The organism is Streptomyces sp. ADI96-02 (assembly GCF_003846185.1).
In the GTDB taxonomy this organism is placed as follows: domain Bacteria; phylum Actinomycetota; class Actinomycetes; order Streptomycetales; family Streptomycetaceae; genus Streptomyces.
Map to the genome: position 1 here is coordinate 1,939,277 of NZ_ML123034.1, position 15,084 is coordinate 1,954,360.

16 protein-coding genes are annotated in these 15,084 nt (G+C 73.2%); 2 read left to right on the forward strand and 14 right to left on the reverse strand.

The features are described 5' to 3' along the window. Positions 1-52 precede the first annotated feature (52 nt). Complete coding sequence (locus tag EES43_RS08535) at positions 53-319, forward strand: protealysin inhibitor emfourin (RefSeq protein WP_124268167.1); 267 nt, start codon at positions 53-55, stop codon at positions 317-319. 37 nt (positions 320-356) lie between these two features. Here the strand turns inward: EES43_RS08535 and EES43_RS08540 are convergent, their stop codons facing one another. The 9 genes from EES43_RS08540 to EES43_RS08580 form a co-directional block, all read right to left on the reverse strand. Further along, positions 357-1,412, reverse strand: coding sequence for a GTPase Era (locus EES43_RS08540; RefSeq protein WP_206430012.1), 1,056 nt, complete (start codon positions 1,410-1,412; stop codon positions 357-359). 61 nt (positions 1,413-1,473) lie between these two features. After that, positions 1,474-2,436 carry a WxL protein peptidoglycan domain-containing protein gene (locus tag EES43_RS08545; RefSeq protein WP_206430173.1) on the reverse strand — a complete coding sequence of 321 codons (963 nt, stop codon included), beginning with the start codon at positions 2,434-2,436 and terminating at the stop codon, positions 1,474-1,476. 199 nt (positions 2,437-2,635) lie between these two features. Beyond that, entirely contained in the window at positions 2,636-3,982 is a 1,347-nt protein-coding gene (locus tag EES43_RS08550; protein WP_124268169.1) for a WxL domain-containing protein, read from the reverse strand. A 200-nt stretch (positions 3,983-4,182) separates the two neighbouring features. Then, a complete protein-coding gene (locus EES43_RS08555; protein ID WP_124268170.1) occupies positions 4,183-4,536 on the reverse strand; it encodes a cytidine deaminase in 354 nt (117 codons plus the stop codon). 82 nt (positions 4,537-4,618) lie between these two features. Further along, positions 4,619-4,972: an MmcQ/YjbR family DNA-binding protein gene (locus EES43_RS08560; RefSeq protein ID WP_124268171.1), complete on the reverse strand. Its 354-nt coding sequence runs from the start codon at positions 4,970-4,972 to the stop codon at positions 4,619-4,621. Then, entirely contained in the window at positions 4,969-6,270 is a 1,302-nt protein-coding gene (locus EES43_RS08565; protein WP_124268172.1) for a hemolysin family protein, read from the reverse strand. Before EES43_RS08565 ends, EES43_RS08560 begins: the two co-directional genes overlap by 4 nt. Next, positions 6,267-6,764, reverse strand: coding sequence for an rRNA maturation RNase YbeY (ybeY, locus tag EES43_RS08570; RefSeq protein ID WP_124268173.1), 498 nt, complete (start codon positions 6,762-6,764; stop codon positions 6,267-6,269). The genes EES43_RS08565 and ybeY overlap by 4 nt, the downstream gene beginning before the upstream one ends. Before the next feature lie 12 nt (positions 6,765-6,776). Next, positions 6,777-7,832 carry a PhoH family protein gene (locus tag EES43_RS08575; protein ID WP_124268174.1) on the reverse strand — a complete coding sequence of 352 codons (1,056 nt, stop codon included), beginning with the start codon at positions 7,830-7,832 and terminating at the stop codon, positions 6,777-6,779. Between the two features lie 141 nt (positions 7,833-7,973). Further along, the gene (locus EES43_RS08580; RefSeq protein ID WP_124268175.1) at positions 7,974-9,077 is read right to left on the reverse strand and encodes a carbohydrate kinase family protein; all 1,104 of its coding nucleotides are present in this window, start codon (positions 9,075-9,077) and stop codon (positions 7,974-7,976) included. Positions 9,078-9,481: 404 nt separating this feature from the next. Here EES43_RS08580 and EES43_RS08585 point away from each other — a divergent pair, with 404 nt between their 5' ends. Beyond that, the gene (locus EES43_RS08585) at positions 9,482-10,819 is read left to right on the forward strand and encodes an MFS transporter (RefSeq protein WP_124268176.1); all 1,338 of its coding nucleotides are present in this window, start codon (positions 9,482-9,484) and stop codon (positions 10,817-10,819) included. On the opposite strand, the gene EES43_RS08590 is transcribed toward EES43_RS08585, so the two are convergent. From EES43_RS08590 to EES43_RS08610, 5 genes are all read right to left on the reverse strand, one after another. Beyond that, positions 10,804-11,796, reverse strand: a complete 993-nt coding sequence (locus EES43_RS08590) for an adenosine deaminase (RefSeq protein ID WP_124268177.1) — start codon at positions 11,794-11,796, stop codon at positions 10,804-10,806. The two genes, EES43_RS08585 and EES43_RS08590, sit on opposite strands and share 16 nt — an antisense overlap. An 83-nt stretch (positions 11,797-11,879) precedes the next feature. Next, positions 11,880-12,788 carry a ribonuclease Z gene (locus tag EES43_RS08595; RefSeq protein WP_124268178.1) on the reverse strand — a complete coding sequence of 303 codons (909 nt, stop codon included), beginning with the start codon at positions 12,786-12,788 and terminating at the stop codon, positions 11,880-11,882. A gap of 15 nt (positions 12,789-12,803) precedes the next feature. Next, positions 12,804-13,163, reverse strand: coding sequence for a histidine triad nucleotide-binding protein (locus tag EES43_RS08600; RefSeq protein WP_124268179.1), 360 nt, complete (start codon positions 13,161-13,163; stop codon positions 12,804-12,806). An 82-nt stretch (positions 13,164-13,245) separates the two neighbouring features. After that, positions 13,246-13,992, reverse strand: coding sequence for a 16S rRNA (uracil(1498)-N(3))-methyltransferase (locus tag EES43_RS08605; protein WP_124268180.1), 747 nt, complete (start codon positions 13,990-13,992; stop codon positions 13,246-13,248). Continuing rightward, positions 13,989-15,065: a nitronate monooxygenase gene (locus EES43_RS08610; RefSeq protein ID WP_124268181.1), complete on the reverse strand. Its 1,077-nt coding sequence runs from the start codon at positions 15,063-15,065 to the stop codon at positions 13,989-13,991. Before EES43_RS08610 ends, EES43_RS08605 begins: the two co-directional genes overlap by 4 nt. Positions 15,066-15,084: the final 19 nt, after the last annotated feature.

Here is a 15,084-nt window from a genome sequence, read left to right on the forward strand (position 1 = left end):
GTCCGCCCAGGCGGGCTTGAGCCTCCCGCCGGCCCCCGATAGACAGGACCCCATGCGTATTCAGGTCAGTCGTAGCGGTGGGTTCGCCGGCATCACGCGCCGCCAGGAGGTCGACACCGAGGGCCGGGCGGACGCCGCCGAGTGGGCCTCGCTGGCCGAGGAGGTGCTGGGCTCCGCCGCCGAGGCCCCGCCGAGCGGCGTACCGGACGGGTTCCGGTACGCGATCACGGTCGACGACCGCACCGTGTACTGCGCCGACCCCGATCTGACCGGGGCCCAGCGCACGCTGGTCTCACGCGTCCTCAAGGAGGGCGCGTGAGACCGGCCCCGGCCGTCTGAGGGCCGGGGCCGCCGGTTCAGAAGCCCAGCTTGCGCAGCTGCTTCGGGTCGCGCTGCCAGTCCTTGGCGACCTTCACGTGCAGGTCCAGGAAGACCGGCGTGCCGAGCAGCGCCTCGATGTGCTTGCGCGACTTCGTGCCGACCTCCTTGAGCCGCTTGCCCTTCGGGCCGATGATGATGCCCTTCTGGCTCGGCCGCTCGATGTAGACGTTGGCGTGGATGTCCAGCAGCGGCCGGTCCGCCGGACGGTCCTCGCGCGGCAGCATCTCCTCCACCACGACGGCGATGGAGTGCGGCAGTTCGTCGCGGACGCCCTCCAGCGCGGCCTCGCGGATCAGCTCCGCGACCATGACCATCTCCGGCTCGTCGGTGAGGTCGCCCTCCGGGTAGAGCGGCGGGCTCACGGGGAGCAGCGGGGCGATGAGGTCGGCGAGCAGGCCCACCTGGCCCGCCCCTCGCCCGTCACGGTCCTGGTCCTGGTCCGAGGGGCCGCCTTCCGGGTTCGCGGAGCCGCGTGCCGCCTTCTGCTCCGCCTCGACCGCCGAGACCGGCACGATCTCGGCCCACTCGAAGCCCAGCTCCTCGGCCAGCGCGGAGACCGCGAGCAGCTGCTCGGCCAGCGCCTTCGACTCGACCAGGTCCGTCTTGGTGATGATGGCGATCTTCGGGGTCTTCCTGATCCCCGCCAGCTCCTTGACGATGTACTTGTCGCCGGGTCCGAGCTTCTGGTCGGCGGGCAGGCAGAAGCCGATGACGTCGACCTCGGCCCAGGTCGTGCGCACCACGTCGTTCAGCCGCTCGCCGAGGAGCGTGCGCGGCTTGTGGAGGCCGGGGGTGTCGACCAGGATCAGCTGCGCGTCGTCCCGGTGGACGATGCCGCGCACCGTGTGCCGGGTGGTCTGGGGGCGGTTGGAGGTGATCGCCACCTTCTGGCCGACGAGAGCGTTCGTGAGGGTGGACTTGCCCGCGTTGGGGCGGCCCACGAAGCAGGCGAAGCCGGCCCGGTGGGGGGAGGTGTTCTCCGCCTGCTGGGCAGCGGCTTCTTGGTTCGGTCGAGCGCTCATGGCGACCATTCTCCCCGATCCCGGCCGCGGTCCCGCACAGCGGCCCGCGGCCGGGCCTCCAGGAGGCGTCTCAGACCGCGGCGGAACGCCGGCAGCGGATCCGCAGCCCCAGGAACGTGCCGGCCGCGGCGGCGGTCACCGCGAGCAGACCGGCCAGGAGCCACGGCACGGCCAGGAAGGAGACGGCGGCGGACTCCCGGGTGCCCTCGGCGCTGGCGGTGAGGGCGACCTCGCCCCAGTCCAGCTGCGGCGCGCCCTCCCAGGTCTCGGTCAGCCGGACCTGCTGGCGGGGCAGCATCTCGGCCGGGACCTTCGTCAGCTTCCGGTCGAGCAGGGTCCGGCCGAACAGCCCCTCGGCGCGCAGGGCGACCTTGGGATCGAGGGTGACGTTGCCCCGGTTGTGCAGGGTGTACGTGATGACGGCGCGGCTCTTCCCGGTCCCCGGCACGAGCGGGCGGCGCTGCTCGACGCGGACGTCCTCGACGGAGAGGGCCGGCACGGCGGGGCCGTCGACCCGCAGGTGGATCCGGGCGCCGACGGCCCGCCGGACGCCGACGGCGAGCGAACCGCGCCGGGCGGACTCCATCCGTTCGTCCAGGGCCACGAGCGCGCCGGGATGGTCGCCGGGTTCGGCGTCCTCCGGAACGGTGATGGTCAGCGGCACGGTGACCGAGCGGCGGGGCCCCACGGTGACCTTCGTACGGTCGGTGCGGGCCCAGGCGCCGACGGAGCGCTGCTTCTCGCCGAAGGCGCGGACCGCGAAGCCCCCGTCGCGCGCGGTGTTGTACGCGTCGGCCGCGTACAGCCGCAGGGTCAGCGGCTCGGCGGTCTTGTTGGTGACGGTGACCCGGTCGGTGAGCGTGCTGCCGGGCTTGGCGGAGAGGTAGAAGTAGGGCCGCTCGCCGGCGTCGCCGGAGGCCGGCTGGACGGACCAGCTCCCGTTGTCGGCCGCGTGGGCGGCGGGTGCGCCGGACACCAGCAGGGCGGCCGTGGTCGGCAGTGCCGTCAGGAGCAGGGAGAGCCTGCGCGGCAGGAGTGCGGTGAGCTTGTGCGTCAGGGGTGCGGAAGGCTTGCGCGTCAGGGGTGCGGAGGGCTTGTGCGGCAGGAGAACGGAGAGCCTGCGCGGCAGGAGTGCGGTGAGCTTGCGCACGGTGCGGAACCCCCAGGACGTGTCCGGGCGGAGTGGGCCGGCCGGGTGCGCGCCCGGCCCACGGTGGTTCAGGGCCGCCGCCTCACGTGAGCGTGAGGGTCAGGACTCCCGAGTAGGCGCCGGCGGCGGTGAACTCCGGCACGTCCAGGGAGAGCCCCGCGTCGACGGTGAACTCCCCTCCGGTGGACTCCCCGTCCGGGGTGCCCGCGAGGGTCGCCCCGGCGGCGCCGACCGTTCCGGCGCTCCCCGCGGCGCAGGTGCTGGGGCTGCCGGACCCGGTCGCGCAGGCCGGGGTCCAGCTGAGTGCGTCCGCGCTGATCTTCGCTCCGCCCGGTCCCCGGAAGTCGGTGACCTTGCCGGTGAGGGACCAGCCGGCGGGGCCGCCGCGGAAGTCCTCGACGGTCACCGTCCGCAGCGCGCCGGTCGACGCGCCGCCCCGGCCGAAGTCGACGCCGGACAGCGCCACGCTGTCGCCGTCCTGCGTCATGGCCAGGGTGCCGGCCCGGACGGTCGTGGTGAGCTGCTGGCCGCCCTCCGGGATCTCGCCGCCGCCGGTGACGGCGTACGCCTGGGGTCCCGCGCCCTTCGCGGCGTCCCAGGCGCCGCCCTCGAAGGCGACGACGCCGGTGGTGTCCGGGTCGCTGACGGTGAGCCGGGCGGTGAAGCCGCCGGACCCGTCAGTCGTGGCCGAGACGGTGTCGCCCGTCTGCGCGCCGCCGTTGCGGCCCGTCACGGTGACCTGGGCGCCCGGGCTGAACTTCGTGCCGGTGACGGTGATCTCGTCGCCCCGCTGCCCGGATGCCTGCGAGAGCCGCAGCCCACGCTCGTTGACCTGGCCGGCGGCGGTGGCGACGACGGTCTCCGAGACGGGGGCCGGCGGATTCGTCACCGAGCACGGGGTGTCCAGCTCCAGGATGTAGCTGGTGTGGATGTTGTAGTCGCCGGGCGACAGGGTGATCGAACCGGGTGCGGTGACGGTGAAGGTGCCCGTCATGGAGAACGAGGGGAAGGCGCCCTTGCCGGGGACCGGGGTGTTCTTCTTCGGGCCGGCGACGGTGACGGTGCCGGTCTGCGCGCCGCCGAGGGCGACCTTCCCGGTCGGAGTCATGATGTCGGCCGGCAGCGCCAGGTCGACGGGGTTGCTGGCGGCCGGCGTGACCACCGTGTACGTCACCTTGACGGTGTCGCCCACCTTCGGGGCGGGCTTGTCGACGGTGATCTTCGCGGTGGTGGTGCCGTTGATGGGAGGCAGGCCCGCGATGGGCGGCGGGATGCAGCGGGTGGGGAAGTTCACCGCGACGGAGGTCGTCGCGGCGGCCTGAGCCGGGCTGCCGAGCAGCCCTCCTCCGGTGACGACGAGAGCGGTGATGCCCAGCGCGGCTGCCCAGCGGCGCCGCGGCTCGGTGGATCTTCGTGTGGTCGGTCGCATGGATTCTGTGCCCCTCCTGCGGAAGGCGGTACGGGTGCTCTTCCGTACCGGCAGGGGGCCATTGACGGCCCGGGCGAAAAAGAAGTCAATGCAGACGAAACGCAGCGACTGATGGCCCATCAGATGATGGCATGATCCGTCGCCCCGGGACCGGCCGCCCGGCCCCGGGGCGGGAGCGGGCCGTCCGGCCCGGCCCCGGATCAGCCGGCCGTGACGCGGAGCCGCAGCGCGCCGTCCGGCCCCGCGAGCAGCACGGGCGTCTGCGGCCCGCCCAGGTCCCGGACCGCCGCGCGGTCCTCGTCGGACGGGGCCTCGGCGGCGGAGACGACCGCCGCCGCCTCCAGGGAGGTGGCCCCGCTGGCGACGGCCATGGCGACGGCCGTGCGGAGCGCGCTCAGCTCCAGCGACGGAAGCGCCACGGTGCCCGCCACGTACGTGCGGCCCGTCTCGTCGCGCACGGCGGCGCCCTCGGCCACCTGGTTGCGGGCGCGGGCGCTGCGCGCCAGGGTGACGATCTTGCGGTCCTCGGCGTCGAGGTCGGTGCTGTCGGTCATGGCACGAGCATACGAAGATGCCCCGGACGCCGACGCGCCCAGGGCTTCTTCTCGACGCGGCGCGAGCCCGCGCGCAGGGTCCCTACGGGCGGTCCAGCCGGAGCCGCTGCGCCTTCGGGAGACCGGCGACCACCAGGTCGTAGGAGTCCTCGACGAGCTCGCGCAGCAGCCGGTCCGGCACGCCGGAGACGGTGACCGTGTTCCAGTGGCGCTTGTTCATGTGCCAGCCCGGGACGATCGCGGCGTGCTCCTCACGCAGCCGGACCGCCTCGTCCGGGTCGCACTTCAGGTTGACCGTCAGCGGCCTCGCGTCGAGCGCGGTGAGGGCGAACACCTTGCCGAGCACCTTGAACACCGAGGTCTCCGGCCCGAACGGGAACTCCTCCGCGCTCCCGTTGAACTCCAGGCAGAAGGCCCGCAGCCGCTCCGGCGTCATTCCTCTTCGTTCCCTTCCGACCGCTGCGGGCCCTCCGGCTCCACCAGCACCGTGACGATCTTGTTGCGGCGGCCCGCCGGGGATTCGGCGGTCAGCCGCAGCTTGCGCCCGTCGGGCAGGTCGACCAGGGCCGAGGCCCCGGCGATCGGGACCCGGCCGAGCGCCTTGGCCAGCAGCCCGCCGACCGTCTCCACGTCCTCGTCGTCGTACTCGTCGAACCCGAACAGCTCGCCGAGGTCGCCGATGTCGAGCCGGGCGGTGACCCGGTAGCAGCCGTGCTCCAGCTCCTCGACGGGCGGCAGCTCGCGGTCGTACTCGTCGGTGATCTCGCCGACGATCTCCTCCAGGATGTCCTCGATGGTGACGATGCCCGCCGTGCCGCCGTACTCGTCGATGACGACGGCCACGTGGCTGCGCTCCTGCTGCATCTCGCGCAGCAGGTCCCCGGCGTTCTTGGTGTCGGGGACGAACGCGGCGGGGCGCATCGCGGTGGAGACCGGGTCGGCCTCGGACTCCCGGTTGACATGCGTCTTGCGGACCAGGTCCTTGAGGTAGACGATGCCGACGACGTCGTCCTCGTTCTCCCCGGTGACCGGGATGCGGGAGAAGCCCGAGCGCAGCGCCAGGGTCAGCGCCTGACGGATCGTCTTGTAGCGCTCGATGCAGACCAGGTCGGTACGCGGCACCATGACCTCGCGCACCAGGGTGTCGCCCAGTTCGAAGACCGAGTGCACCATGCGGCGCTCCTCGTCCTCGATCAGGGACTCCGCCTCGGCGAGGTCGACCATGGCGCGCAGCTCGGCCTCGCTGGCGAACGGCCCCTTGCGGAAGCCCTTGCCGGGGGTGAGGGCGTTGCCCACCAGGATCAGCAGCTGCGGGACCGGTCCCATGATCCGGGCCAGCGGCAGCAGCACGTACGCGGCGGCCGTCGCCGTGTTCAGCGGGTGCTGGCGGCCGATGGTGCGCGGGGAGACGCCGATGGCGACGTAGCTGACGAGGACCATGACGCCCATCGCCACGGCCAGCGCCTCCCAGGTCTCGGGGAACTCCTGGAGGCAGGCGTACGTGACGAGCACGCCGGCCGCCATCTCGCAGGCGACCCGCACGAGCAGGGCGACGTTGAGATAGCGGGTCGGGTCGGCGGCCACCTGGGCCAGCTTCGCGCTGCCGCGCCGCCCGGCCCGGACGGCCTCCGCCGCCCGGAAACTCGACGTGCGGGCGATGCCGGCCTCGGCGCAGGCGGCCAGCCAGCCGACGACGACCAGCAGGACGGCTCCGATGACCAGGGGCGCGCTCACGAGACGGTGGGGGCGGGGGACGGGCCGGTCAGACCGCGCTCGCCGCGCCAGCCGTCGACGATGGCGGCCTGGAGACCGAACATCTCGGCCTTCTCGTCCGGCTCCTCGTGGTCGTACCCCAGCAGGTGCAGCACGCCGTGGACGGTCAGGAGCTGGAGCTCCTCGTCCATGGAGTGCTGCGTCGGCGCTTCCTCGCCCTGCCTCTCGGCGACCTCCGGGCAGAGCACGATGTCACCGAGGAGCCCCTGCGGGGGCTCCTCGTCGTCCTTGGCCGGCGGACGCAGCTCGTCCATCGGGAAGGACATGACGTCGGTGGGGCCGGGGAGGTCCATCCACTGGATGTGCAGCTGCTCCATGGCGTCGGTGTCCACCACGATCACCGAGAGCTCGGACAGCGGGTGGATCCGCATCCGGGCCAGTGCGTAGCGGGCGATGTCGAGGATCGCCTGCTCGTCGACCTCGGTTCCGGACTCGTTGTTGACGTCGATCGACATGGTGCGCTGCGACTACTTCCCTTTGCGACGGTCGCGTCGGCCGTCTTCGGGGCCGTCCAGCCGACCGTCTCGGCTGTCGTACTTCTCGTACGCGTCGACGATACGGCCGACGAGCTTGTGCCGGACGACGTCCTGGGAGGTGAGACGGGAGAAGTGCACGTCGTCCAGGCCCTCCAGGATCTCCTGGACCTGCCGCAGACCGCTCTTGGTGCCGCTCGGCAGGTCGACCTGGGTGACGTCGCCGGTGATGACGATCTTGGAGTCGAAGCCGAGGCGGGTGAGGAACATCTTCATCTGCTCGGCGCTGGTGTTCTGCGCCTCGTCGAGGATGATGAAGGCGTCGTTCAAGGTCCTTCCCCGCATATAGGCCAGCGGCGCGACCTCGATCGTGCCCGCCGCCATCAGCCGCGGGATCGAGTCCGGGTCGAGCATGTCGTGCAGGGCGTCGTACAGCGGGCGCAGGTACGGGTCGATCTTGTCGAAGAGGGTGCCCGGCAGGAAGCCCAGGCGCTCCCCGGCCTCGACCGCGGGGCGGGTCAGGATGATGCGGCTGACCTGCTTGGACTGGAGGGCCTGGACGGCCTTCGCCATGGCGAGGTAGGTCTTGCCCGTGCCGGCGGGGCCGATGCCGAAGACGATCGTGTGCCGGTCGATCGCGTCGACGTACCGCTTCTGGTTGAGCGTCTTGGGGCGGATGGTCCGGCCGCGGTTGGAGAGGATGTTCTGCGTGAGCACCTCGGCGGGCGTCTCGCTTCCCGGGCCGCCCTCCCCGTCGCCGTTCGCCGTCCGGAGCATGGCGATCGACCGTTCCACTGCGTCCTCCGTCATGGGCTGTCCGGTGCGGAGCACCAGCATCATCTCGTCGAACAGGCGCTGGATGAGCGCGACGTCGGCCGCCTCGCCCGTGGCACTGATCTCGTTGCCCCGGACGTGGATGTCGGCTGCCGGGAAAGCCTCTTCGATCACGCGCAACAGCGAGTCACCCGACCCCAGGAGCATCACCATGGGGTGTGCGGCCGGGATCCTGATCTGGGCACGCGCCTGCGGCTGTGTGGGTGTTCGAGTCATGGGCCGGCCCTCGGGCCTGCGCATACCTCCTGTTGCAGGGTTCTCGCTGTTCGACAACCTCCGGGTCACCAAGCCTACGACCTGGCGCTGACAACGCCGAGAGGTTTTACCGGCCGTGCCGTACGGCGTCGCGCCGCCGGCTCACTGCCGGAAGCCGATCGTGGGGACCGCGCGCCGCAGCGGCCAGGAGCGGGCGGCGGCGGGCAGCAGGTCGTCCAGGAAGGCGTACCGCTCCAGGGCGGCCGGGTCCTGGCCGTCGCAGGTGCGGATGCGCTGCCACCAGGCGGCGATCTCGGCCCAGCCGGGCGCGGAGAGGGAGCCGCCGAACTCCTGTACCGAGAGGGCGGCGGTCAGTCCGGCGAAGGCGAGCCGGTCGGCGAGCGGCCAGTCGGCGAGGGTGCCGGTGACGAAGCCGGCCACGAAGACGTCGCCCGCGCCGGTCGGGTCGAGCGCCTCCACCGCGATGGCGGGCACCTCGGCGCTGACGCCGGTGCGCCCGTCGACGGCGTACGCGCCCTCTGCCCCCAGCGTCACCACGGCGAGCGGCACGCGTTCGGCCAGGGCGTGGGCGGCGGCGCGGGGGCAGTCGGTGCGGGTGTAGCGCATCGCCTCCTGCGCGTTCGGCAGGAACGCCTCGCAGTGGGCGAGGTCCGGCAGCGCGTCGAGGTCCCAGCGGCCGGTCTCGTCCCAGCCGACGTCGGCGAAGATCCGTGCCCCGTGCCGGGCGGCGGAGGCCACCCAGGGTTCGGGGCGGCCCGGGGCGAGGGAGGCGACGGCGGCGCGGGCGCGGGGCGGGCAGTGCGGGAAGGCCCGGTCCGGGACGGGCGCGGCGGCGGGGGCGGGGGCCTCGTGGCCGTGCGAGACCATCGTCCGCTCGCCCTCGTACGCCATGGAGACGGTGACCGGGGAGTGCCAGCCCGGGACGGTGTGGGACATCGACAGGTCGATGCCCTCGCCCTGTTCGAGCGCGTCCCAGCAGTACTCGCCGTAGTGGTCGTCGCCGAAGGCGGCGGCCAGCGAGGTGTGCAGGCCGAGGCGGGCGAGCGCGGTGGCCATGTTGGCGACGCCGCCGGGGCTGGAGCCCATCCCCCGGGCCCAGGACTCGGTGCCCCGTACGGGGGCGCTGTCGAGGCCGGTGAAGATGATGTCGAGGAAGACCGTGCCCGTCAGGAAGACGTCGCAGGCGGGGTCCTCGGGGGCGCGCAGCGCCAGCAGCGGATCGATCCCCGGAATGTCTGTGCTCACCGTGCGCTCCCCGGACTGCGGCAGATCTGGACAGTGTGAGATCCGGCCAGTCTGCCCGATGTGTCCTGGGCGGCGGCGTGTCCGCGCCGCGCCGGAGCCTCCGTCCCGACCAGCGTAAACGAGCGCTGATACCCGGGGTTTCGCTGCATAAACTCATATGTGACTCAGATCACATCGGAGCAACTTTCGGCAGGCCGGGAACGCTTGATACAAATTGCCCCGCGAGCACCTACGGGGACGTTGTCCGACGAGAGCCGCACTTCCCGGCGTCTCGCCTCTTCTCCGCATCCTCCCGCTCACCTCGCGCCACCCTCCTCTGCCTTGCCCTCCCCCTCTCCTGCCTTGCCCTCTCCTGCCTTGCCCTCCCCTCCCCTGCCTGCTCAGGCATGTCTTCAGGAACGCCCATGTCCTCGCGCCCGCGCGCCGCGTGGCCCCTGGTCGCCGTGTTCACCGCCGGTTACCTCGCCTCCTATCTGCTTCCCACCCTCGTCGGCCGGCTCGGCGCCGAGCTCGGGCTGAGCCCCGCCGAAGCGGGTCTGGTCGGCAGCGCCCTGCTGGTCAGCTCCGCCAGCGCCGGCTTCACCCTGGCGGGCCGGGTCGAACGGCTCGGGGCCCGCCGTCCGGCCCGGGCCGGCCTCGTACTGGCCGCCGTGGGCTACGGCTCCGCGGCGGTGGCCGGGTCCGTGCCGCTGGTGGTGCTGGGCGTGATGGTCGGCGGCTTCGGCTCCGGTACGGCGACGGCCGTCGCCGCCGCCGGGATCGCCGCGCAGCGCGACCCGCACCGGACCTCCTCGCTCGGGCTGCTCACCGTCTCGGCGACCGCCGGCGCGCTGTACCTGACGATTCCCCACCTCGGCGGCGGCCACCGCCTCCCGTTCGCCGCGATCGCCGCGGTGGCCCTGCTCGTCTGGCCCGCGACCGCGCGGCTCGGCTCCGCCACCCCGTCCGGCGAGTGGGCCGCGCAGGCCGCCGGGCGGCTGCCGCACCGCCGCTCCGGGCTGATACTCGCGGGCGGCATGCTCGTCTGGTCCATGGCGCAGAACGCGCTGTGGGGCGTCAGCAGCCGGATCGGCGAGATCCAGGCCGGGCTCTCCGAGGTGACGGTCGGCGCGGTGTTCGCCGCCGCGCTCGGCGCGGGCCTGCTCGGCGTCATGGGCGCGGGCGTGCTCGGCGCGCGGGCCGGCCGGGCCGTGCCGATCGGGCTGGGGACCGTCGTGATCGCGGCGAGCATCGTGCTCAGCTCCTCGGCGCGCGACCTCGGTTCGTTCGCGACCGGCGAGGTGCTGTGGAACACCGTCTACCCGGTGGTCCTGTCGTATCTGATCGGCCTCGCCGCCTCCCTGGACATACGCGGCCGATGGGCCGTCCTGGCGGGCTCCGCCTCCTCCGTCGGCGTGGCGTGCGGGCCGGTCCTCGGCAGCGTGCTGTCCGAACAGGCGGGCTATCCGGCGATGGGGCTGGTCCTCGGGGCGGCCACCCTGCTGGTCGCCGCCCCGATGACCGCCGTCGCCCTGCACACCGGCGGCCGTCCGCTGGTGCCCGGTTCGGTCCACCGTCGCGGCGGCGCCCCGGCGGCCCTGCTCGCCGCCACCACCGGCAGCCTGCCCGGCGCGGTGCCGAAGCTCGGTTCGCCGGAGCAGGCCGTCACGGAGCTGGCCTCGCCGGCCCTGCGCAGACGCCTGGTCCGCAGCGCGATCCGCACCGCCGGGCCGGACGGCGGGTCCGCTCAGTCGAACACGTAGTTCTCGACCTCGGACAGGTAGCGCGCCCGCCGCTCCTCGTCGTGGTCGAGGAAGGCCGCCTCGAAGGAGTTGCGGGCCAGTTCGCGCAGGTGCTCGCGGTCCAGGGACAGCGCGTCGCGCACGGCGTGGAAGGTGTCCCCGACGTATCCCCCGAAGTAGGCCGGGTCGTCGGAGTTCACCGTGCAGAGCAGCCCGGCCGCCATCATCTCGCGCAGCGGGTGCTGCTCCAGGGTGTCGACGGCGCGCAGCCGTACGTTGGACAGCGGGCAGAGCGTGAGCGGCACCCGCTCCGCGACCAGGCGCTTCACCAGCTCCGGGTCCTCCATGCAGCGCAGCCCGTGGTCGACGCGCTCGACGCCGAGGACGTCCAGGGCCTCGCGGATGTACTCCGGCGGGCCCTCCTCGCCCGCGTGGGCCACCTTGCGCAGGCCGAGTGCGGCGGCGGCCTCGTACACCTCGCGGAACTTGGCGGGCGGGTGGCCCGCCTCCGCGGAGTCCAGGCCGACCGCGCTGATCCGGTGCAGGTAGGGCCGGGCCGCGTCCAGCGTCCCGAGGGCCGATTCGGCGGAGAGGTCGCGCAGGAAGCACATGATCAGCTGGGTGGAGACGCCGTGCGTCCGCTCGCTGCGCTCCAGCGCCCGGCCCAGCCCCTCGATGACGGTGCCGATCGGGACGCCGCGGGCGGTGTGCGCCTGCGGGTCGAAGAAGATCTCGGCGTGCCGCACGCCTTGGGCGGCGGCGCGGGCGAGGTAGGCGTCGGCGAGTTCGGCGAAGTCGTCCTCGGTGCGCAGGACGGCCATGAGCGCGTAGTAGAGGTCGAGGAAGGACTGGAGGTCCTCGAAGCGGTAGGCGGTGCGCAGGTCCTCGGTGGTGGCGTACGGCAGCGTCACCCCGTTGCGCCTCGCGAGCGCGAAGGCCAGCTCGGGTTCGAGGGTGCCTTCGATGTGGAGGTGGAGTTCGGCCTTGGGGAGGTGCACGGATCTCTCGCAGACGGTGGTGCTGGTGGGGGTGGCGGGGTGTCGGTGGTGGTCGGCTGTGCCGGTCGGGGTCGGTGTCGGGGTCAGTGGTGGCGGGTGGGGAGCGGGACCCGGATCAGGTCCTGGGCGACGGTGAGTTCGCCGTCGAACCCGGCTCCGCGGGCCTGGACCTCGAAGAGTTCCGGGTCGCCGTAGCGCTGGGAGAAGTGGGTGAGGACGAGGTGGCGCACCCCGGCCTCCTTCGCCACGCGGGCCGCCTGGCCGGCGGTCAGGTGGCCGTGGTCGGCGGCCGGCTTCGCGTCCTCGTCGAGGAAGGTCGACTCGATGACGAGCATGTCGCAGCCCTCGGCGAGGGCGTACACGCCGTCGCAGAGCCGGGTGTCCATGACGAACGCGAACCGCTGGCCGCGCCGGTGCTCGGAGACCTGTTCCAGCGTGACGCCGCCGAGGACGCCGTCGCGCTGCACGCGCCCGACGTCCGGACCGGCGATGCCGTGCTCGGCGAGGCGGGCGGGCAGCATGCGGCGGGTGTCGGGTTCGGTGAGGCGGTAGCCGTAGGACTCGACGGGGTGCGAGAGCCGGCGGGTGTCCAGGGTGTACGCGGCGGTGGTGGCGAGGACTCCGTCGGCGGTGGCCGGGGCCTCGGTCAGCTCGACCGTCTCCCGGTAGGCGGTGGCGTACCGCAGCCGGTCGAAGAAGTGCTGCCCGCTCGCCGGGTAGTGGGCGGTGACCGGGTGCGGCACCTGGTCGAGGTTGATCCGCTGGATCACCCCGGCCAGTCCGAGGGAGTGGTCGCCGTGGAAGTGCGTGACGCAGATGCGGTGGATGTCGTGCGCGGCGACTCCGGCCCGGAGCATCTGGCGCTGGGTCCCCTCGCCGGGATCGAAGAGGATGCCCTCGCCGTCCCAGCGCAGCAGGTAGCCGTTGTGGTTGCGGTGCCGGGTGGGGACCTGGCTGGCGGTGCCGAGCACCACCAGCTCGCGTACGGACATGGCGGAACGCTCCCGCTATCCGGGCGGCCACTGGAGGCCGCGACCGCCCAGGACGTGGGCGTGCGCGTGGAAGACGGTCTGGCCCGCGCCGGAGCCGGTGTTGAGGATGACGCGGTAGCCGGTGGCGACGATCTTCTCGTCGGCGGCCACCTCTCCGGCCTCGCGCAGCACGTCGGCGGCGATCTGCGGTTCGGCGGCGGCGAGCGCGGCGGCGTCGGGGTAGTGCACCCGCGGGATGACCAGGACGTGCGTCGGGGCCTGCGGGTTGATGTCGCGGAAGGCGACGGTGGTGGCGCTCTCGCGGACGATGGTCGCCGGGATGTCTCCCGAGACGATCTTGCAGAACAGGCAGTCGCTCTGCGGCTCTCCCGCCATGGCCGGGCCTCCTCGCTCGCTGGTGATCAGTACACGGGCATGCTATCGCCGGGCGCTCCGTGCCGTCGGCGGAGCGGGAGGGTCAGCCCCAGCGGCCGGTGCGGCCCAGCAGCAGCGCGGTCGCGGCGGTGCCGGCGGTGGAGGTGCGCAGCACGCTGCGGCCGAGCCGGTGGGGGCGCGCGCCCGCCTCCGCGAAGGCGGCCAGCTCCTGCGGGGCGACGCCGCCCTCGGGGCCGACGACGAGCACGATCGTTCCGCGGGCGGGGAGTTCGGCGGTGGCGAGCGGGACGCTGTCGCACTCGCGGTCCTCGTGCAGGACGGCGGCGAAGTCCGCTCCGGCCAGCAGGGCGGCGACCTGCTTGGTCGTCATGGCCTCGGCGATCTCGGGGAAGCGCACCCGGCGGGACTGCTTGCCCGCCTCCCGGGCGGTGCCGCGCCACTTCGCCAGGGACTTCGCGCCCCGGTCGCCCTTCCACTGGGTGATGCAGCGGGCCGCCTGCCACGGCACGATCGCGTCCACGCCGGTCTCGGTCATCGTCTCGACGGCGAGTTCGCCCCGGTCGCCCTTGGGCAGGGCCTGGACGACGGTGATGCGGGGCGAGGGCGGCTCCTCCTCCTCGACCCCGCTGAGGCCGGTGACGGTGAGCCGGTCCTTGCCCTCGGCCGCGCCCACGACGCCCCGGGCCCAGTGGCCGAGGCCGTCGGTGAGGACCAGTTCCTCACCGGGCTGGAGCCGCCTCACGGAGACGGCGTGCCGTCCCTCGGGGCCGTCCAGGACGAACTCCGCCCCGGTGGGCATCCGTTCGACGACGAAGACCGGTGCGGTCATCGGGGGCTCCTCTGACTCAGGGCCGTACGCGCGGCCTCCAGTTCCCCGGCGAGCAGTTCGACGAGTTCGCCCGCGGGCAGTTCACGGGCCATCCGGTGGCCCTGCCCCGCCCACAGCGCCATGCCCTGGGCGTCACCGGCCTTGGCCGCGGCCTGGCGCAGCCTGGTGGTCAGGTAGTGGACCTGGGGGTAGGCGGCGGGGGCGTACGGGCCGTGTTCGCGGACGAAGCGGTTGACCAGGCCGCGCGCCGGGCGCCCGGAGAAGGCGCGGGTCAGCTCGGTGCGGACGAACAGCGGGTTGGTGAGCGCCTGCTTGTGCAGCGGGTTCGCCCCGGATTCGGGGCAGGCCAGGAAGGCGGTGCCGAGCTGGGCGGCGTCGGCGCCCGCCGCGAGGACGGCGGCGATCTGCGCGCCGCGCATCAGTCCCCCGGCGGCGACGATCGGGATCTGCACGGTCTCGCGGACCTGGGCGACGAGGGAGAGCAGGCCGGTGCCGGTGTGGTCGGCCTGCGGGTCGTCGCGGTGGGTGGCCTGGTGTCCGCCCGCCTCGACGCCCTGGACGCAGAGGGCGTCGGCGCCCGCCCACTGGGCGCTCTGGGCCTCCTCGGCCGAGGTCACCGTCACGATGGTGTGCGTACCGGCCTTGGCGAAGGCGTCGAGGGTGTCGCGAGTGGGGCAGCCGAAGGTGAAGGAGACGACCGGCACCGGGTCGTCGAGCAGGACGGCGACCTTCGCCTCGTAGCCGTCGTCGTTGCCGCTGCCGTCCGGGTCGCCGAGCGGCGTCTCGTACCAGGCGGCCTCACCGGCGAGCTGGTGGCGGTAGACCTCGACGGCGCTGGGGTCGGCCAGGACGGGCTGCGGCATGAAGAGGTTGACCCCGAACGGCCCGCCGGTCAGCCTGCGCAGCTGTTTGACCTCGTTGTACATGCCGTCCGCCGTCTTGTACCCGGCGGCCAGGAAGCCGAGCCCGCCGGCTTCGGCGACGGCCCCGGCCAGCTCGGGTCCCGAGGCGCCGCCGGCCATCGGGGCCTGCACGATCGGATACCGGCAGAGATCGGTCAACTCGGAGGACATGACCGCATCGTGCCATGTC